Source organism: Rugamonas sp. (assembly GCF_025354735.1).
Classification (GTDB): Bacteria; Pseudomonadota; Gammaproteobacteria; order Burkholderiales; family Burkholderiaceae_D; genus Rugamonas.
In genome coordinates this window covers 1-5269 of record NZ_JANXMI010000252.1, presented here as the reverse complement: position 1 = coordinate 5269, position 5269 = coordinate 1, and the positions used below count along the sequence as shown (strand labels likewise).

The 5269-nt window shown below is 64.3% G+C and carries 4 protein-coding genes and 2 pseudogenes; 1 reads left to right on the top strand and 5 read right to left on the bottom strand.

Going from position 1 to position 5269, the window contains the following annotated elements; all coding sequences use genetic code 11:
• From Q0S71_RS20815 to Q0S71_RS20795, 5 genes and pseudogenes are all read right to left on the bottom strand, one after another.
• Nucleotides 1-171: DUF2721 domain-containing protein (locus tag Q0S71_RS20815; protein ID WP_295999960.1), on the bottom strand; the 171-nt coding region annotated here is incomplete at its 3' end.
• A gap of 80 nt (nucleotides 172-251) precedes the next feature.
• Nucleotides 252-1208 (bottom strand): prolyl aminopeptidase, encoded by a 957-nt coding sequence (gene pip / locus Q0S71_RS20810; RefSeq protein WP_295999959.1) that lies wholly within the window; start codon nucleotides 1206-1208, stop codon nucleotides 252-254.
• A 136-nt stretch (nucleotides 1209-1344) separates the two neighbouring features.
• Nucleotides 1345-2085: an acetoacetyl-CoA reductase gene (gene phbB, locus Q0S71_RS20805; RefSeq protein ID WP_295999958.1), complete on the bottom strand. Its 741-nt coding sequence runs from the start codon at nucleotides 2083-2085 to the stop codon at nucleotides 1345-1347.
• Between the two features lie 69 nt (nucleotides 2086-2154).
• Nucleotides 2155-3333 (bottom strand): acetyl-CoA C-acetyltransferase, encoded by a 1179-nt coding sequence (locus tag Q0S71_RS20800; RefSeq protein ID WP_295999957.1) that lies wholly within the window; start codon nucleotides 3331-3333, stop codon nucleotides 2155-2157.
• Between the two features lie 389 nt (nucleotides 3334-3722).
• Nucleotides 3723-4631: pseudogene (locus Q0S71_RS20795) on the bottom strand (LysR substrate-binding domain-containing protein).
• A 209-nt stretch (nucleotides 4632-4840) separates the two neighbouring features.
• Between Q0S71_RS20795 and Q0S71_RS20790 the strand changes: the two are divergent.
• Nucleotides 4841-5269, top strand: a pseudogene (locus tag Q0S71_RS20790) (septum site-determining protein MinC); the annotation flags it as partial.

Below are 5269 nucleotides of genomic sequence, written 5' to 3'. Positions count from 1 at the left end.
ATTGTCGTTGTAGCCGATGTCGAGCCGGTCTTCCAGCACGCGCGAACGGTCGATGATGCGCGCCAGCCGGTTGGTCAGCACGATCAGATTGGTGCACACGCCCGACAGCAGGAACACCGGCGCGATCGCCAGCTGGATGATGTGTCCGATATCGCCTATCTGTATATTCATGTATGCGCTGATGCTCTTGTCTCCGTGATGGCGCTTGCTTCGCAGACGCTAGTGTAGCAGTCCCGGCCGCCGGGCCGCGCTTAGCTGAACCGGCCGCCGACGCGGAACTGTTCGGTCGCCGCCACCAGGGCGCTGCTGATGCCCGTTTCCATGGCGCCATGGCCGGCGTCCGCTATCATTTTCAGCACCGACGTCGGCCACGCCTGCTGGAGCCGCCAGGCCGACAGCGGTGGACAGATCACGTCGTAGCGGCCCTGCACGATCACGGCCGGCAAGTGGGCGATGCGGCCGATGTCGCGGATCAGCTGGTCGTCGTCGAAGAAGCCCAGCGCTGCCATGTAGTGCGATTCGAGCCGGCCGATGCCGAGGTCGAGCGCGTCCGACGGCGCTTCCTCCGGCTGCGGCAGCAAGAACACGCGGCGGCCCTCGAAGTTGCTCCAGGCGCGCACGGCCGGCCAGTAGACGGCCGGATCGTCGCTCATGATGCGGCGCACATAGGCTTGCAGCAGGTCGCCGCGCTCGGCCTCGGGAATCGGCGCGATGAAGTCGGCGTACAGCTCGGGATAAAACCACTGGACGCCGTGGATGAACCAGTCGATCTCGGCCTGCGTGCACAGGAAGATGCCGCGCAACACGAAGCCGAGGCAGCGGTCGGGATGGGCCTGGCCGTAGGCCAGCGCCAGCGTCGAGCCCCAGGAGCCGCCGAACACCAGCCAGCGCTCGACGCCGAACAGGGCGCGCAGGCGCTCGATGTCGGCGATCAGCAATGGGGTGGTGTTGTTGCGGCACTCGCCCAGCGGCGTCGACTTGCCGGCGCCGCGCTGGTCGAACAAAATCACGCGGTAGTGGGCCGGATCGAAGAAGCGGCGGTGCTGCGGCGACAGGCCGGCGCCGGGGCCGCCGTGCAGGAAGATCACCGGCACGCCGGCCGGATTGCCGACTTCTTCCCAGTAAATCGTGTGGAGGTCGTCGACGGCGAGCGTGCCGTGGCGGCTAGGCGCGATGGGCGGGAACAAAGACGTGGTCATATCCAGCATGGCAATCCTCGGTGGTGGAGTGGTGATTGTACCGTCTGGCCGCGCCGGCCATGCCATGGCGGGCGCCGGCGCCCATAAAAAAACCAGACCCGGCTCGCACCGGATCTGGTTTTGTCGTTTACGCCGACGGCAGCGCTTACGACATGTGCTGGCCGCCGTTGATGGCGATATTGGCGCCGGTGACGAAGGCCGCTTCATCGGACGCCAGGTAGGCCACCAGTCCCGCCACTTCTTCCGGCTTGCCCAGGCGGGCCATCGGAATTTGCGGGATGATCTTGGTGTCGAGCACGTCCTGCGGTATCTCCATCACCATCTTGGTGCCGATATAACCGGGCGAGATGGTGTTGACGGTGACGCCCTTGCGCGCCACTTCCAGCGCCAGCGCCTTGGTGAAGCCGTGCATGCCGGCCTTGGCCGCCGAGTAGTTGGTCTGGCCGAACGCGCCCTTCTGGCCGTTGACGGACGAGATGTTGATGATGCGGCCCCAGCCGCGCTCCACCATGCCGTCGCACACCGGTTTGGTCATGTTGAAGACGGAGTCGAGGTTGGTGGCCATGACGGCGTCCCAGTTCGGCTTGTCCATCTTCTTGAACGTCATGTCGCGCGTGATGCCGGCGTTGTTGACCAGCACGTCGACCTGACCCATTTCCTTTTCGATCTTGGCCACGCAGGCCTGGGCCGAATCGTAGTCGGCCACGTCGCAGGCGTAGGCGCGGAAGTTGAAGCCCATGTCGCGCGTCATCGCCAGCCACGACTCCACCTTGGGATTGCCCGGCGAGTAAGTCGTGATTACACAATAACCCAAGGCCGACAGTTTGAAACAAACCGCTTCGCCCAGGCCACCCATGCCACCAGTTACCAATGCAACTCTTGCCATTTTCGTCCCCTCTTTTTATAAACGCCGTGATGATTGCTCTTGATGCCCTACCTACTTTCGCCGCCGGTATCAGTCGCGCTCGACCGCCAGCGCGATGCCCATGCCGCCGCCTATGCACAGCGCGGCCAGGCCCTTCTTGGCGTCGCGGCGCTTCATTTCGTGCAGCAGCGTGACGAGGATGCGGGCGCCGGACGCGCCGATCGGGTGGCCGATGGCGATGGCGCCGCCGTTGACGTTGACCTTGCTGGTGTCCCAGCCCATGTCGCGGTTGACGGCGATGGCTTGCGAGGCGAAGGCTTCGTTAATTTCCATCAAGTCCAGGTCTTGCGGCGTCCAGCCGGCTTTTTTCAGGCACAGGCGCGAGGCCGACACCGGACCCATGCCCATGATGGCCGGGTCGATGCCGGACGAGGCGTAGGCCTTGATGCGGGCCAGCGGCACCAGTCCCAGCGCCTTGGCCTGCGAGGCCGACATCATGATGACGGCGGCGGCGCCGTCGTTCAGGCCGGAGGCGTTGCCGGCGGTGACGCTGCCCTCCTTCGAGAACGCGGGACGCAGGCCGGCCAGCGCTTCGATGGTCGAACCGGGCTTGATGTACTCGTCGTTTTCAAAGACGATGCTGCCCTTTTTCTGGGCGATTTCCAGCGGCAGGATTTCATCCTTGAACTTGCCGGCCTTTTGCGCCGCCTCCGCCTTGAGCTGCGACTGCAGCGCGAACTCGTCCTGCTCGGCGCGCGACACTTCGAAGCGGGTCGCCACGTTTTCGGCCGTCTGGCCCATGTGGTACTGGTTGAAGGCGTCCCACAGGCCGTCGACGATCATGGTGTCGACCATCTTGAAGTCGCCCATGCGGTGGCCGTCGCGCGAGCCGTTCATGGCGTGCGGCGCGGCGCTCATGTTTTCCTGGCCGCCGGCGATGATGATGTTGGCGTCGCCGCACTTGATGGCCTGGGCCGCCAGGTGGGTGGCCTTCAGGCCGCTGCCGCAGACCTTGTTGATGGTGTAGGCGGGTATGCTGTTCGGCAAGCCGGCCTTGATGATGGCCTGGCGCGCCGGATTCTGGCCGACGGCGGCCGTCAGCACCTGGCCGAGGATGGCCTCGCTAATCAGGTTGGGGTCGATGCCGGTTTGCGCGATCAAGCCTTTGACGACGTGCGCGCCCAGCTCGGACGCGGGAATTTTAGCCAGGCTGCCGCCGAATTTGCCGACTGCGGTACGGGCCGCAGCCACGATAACTACATCTTCCATTTGTTTCTCCAGAACGCCGGCCACAGCCGGCTGAGGTTAAGACCAGAACAAGGGCACAAAACAGGGGAAAACCGGTACGACAACCACGGTCTCGCCGGCGCGACGGCGCGCGGGCTGGCCGGGCGGTCACACGGGCGGTCACACGGCTTCGCCACTCGGGTTTGTCATAATTAATCATACCCCTGAGCGCGTTCGTCGTGCGCACTTTTCAAAGTGCTACCGCAAGGCAATCCGCACCGCCGATAGCGTCTTCGTCAAACAAGCCAGGGTTGCCGCTTGCGCCAGATCATCACGGCGACGAAAACGTCCATCCTAAGCGACCCGCGCGGCGTCGCCTTTGATATAAATCAAACCCAGCGCTTACATTCTGAAGAAACAGTGTCAATTTGTCACGATAATAATTTGATACCGTCCAGGGTGGCGGCGCACTGTTCCCGTATCACATTGACGAAATCGAGCACATAGGCCTTCTGCGCCAGCGCCGGCGGCACCGACACGAACAAATCGCTCCACAGGCCGTGCTCGCCGACCGGCTTGGCGATCACATAGTCGAAGTCGACATAATTTTTGATGGCCCAGTTCGGCAAGGCGGCGACGCCGCGGCGGCTGGCCACCAGTTGCAATATGGCCACGGTCAGCTCGGCGCTGCGGCGCTCGAAGGCGATGCCGGCCGGGCGCAGCACTTCGCGAATCAGGTCGATGCGCGACTCCGGCACCGGATAGGTAATCAGGGTTTCGCCCTCAAAATCGGCGGCGGCCAGGCGGCGCAAGCCTTGCAGCTTGTGCTTCTGCGCCATCGCCACCAGGATTTCAAAACGGAACAGCGGGAAGGTGGCGTAATCGGAGCCGCGCGACGCGCCGATCACCAGGTCGGCGCCGCCGCCGCGCAGCAGTTCGGCCGGCTCGCTGTGGAAACCCGAGACGAGGTCGATTTCCACGTCCGGCCAGCGGCGCCGGAACTCGTCCATCACCGGCATGAGCCAGTCGAAACAGGTGTGGCATTCGAGCGCCACGCGCAGCTGGCCGTGGTCGCCCTGCGACAGGCGCGCCACTTCGCGCTCGGCCTGCTCGATTTCGGGCAGCAGCGTGTCGGCCAGCCGCAGCAGGCGCGCGCCGGTGGCGGTGAAGCCGATCGGCATCTATTTGCGTTCGAACAGGGGGCCGCCGTAGCGGTCTTCCAGCAACTTGATCTGGTGCGACAGCGCCGATTGGGTCAGGTTCAGCAATTGCGCGGCCCGGACCAGGCTGCCGGCCGAGCGCAAGGCGCTCAGCGTGCGTAGGTGGCGAATTTCCAGCATCTTATGAATGAGTCGTTTTCATGTGCAGCCGCAAAATCTTTCGTTTTGATGATAAAGGAGTTTGCCGCACACTTTATAGCAGCAATATGAAATGCGGATGACAAGCGGCGCCGCCTTGACCTCCAAGGTCCTCCCTTTTCCCGGCTTTCCACAGTAAAATGCACGGGCCTGCGCGCGTGCGCGAAAACGACCCACCTACCCTACAGTCCATGTCCAAAAGCCTGTTCCAAAAGCCGATCGAAATCAAGATTTCCACCGTCGTCGCCGTGTCCGCCATCCTCGCCACCTCGGACACGCTGGCGCTCGACGCCGCCCTGCATGAAATGACCGGCGGCACGCCCGACTTTTTCGAGGATGACCTGGCCGTCATCGACGTCGGCAACCTGGCGCCGGACTGCCTGCCCATCCACTGGTCCAACCTGATCGCGCTGCTGAAAAAATACCGCTTGAACCCGGTCGCCGTGCGCAACGCGACGCCGGACATGGCCGCCGCCATCGCGGCCCACGGCCTGAGCCTGGAAACCTCGAGCAAGCCGCGCGAGGAGGCCGAGGCCGCCCACGCGACGGCCGCCGCGTCCGCCCCGGAGTTGGCGCCCGCTCCGGCTCCCGTGGCGGCGCCGGTCGCCGCGCAGCCGGCG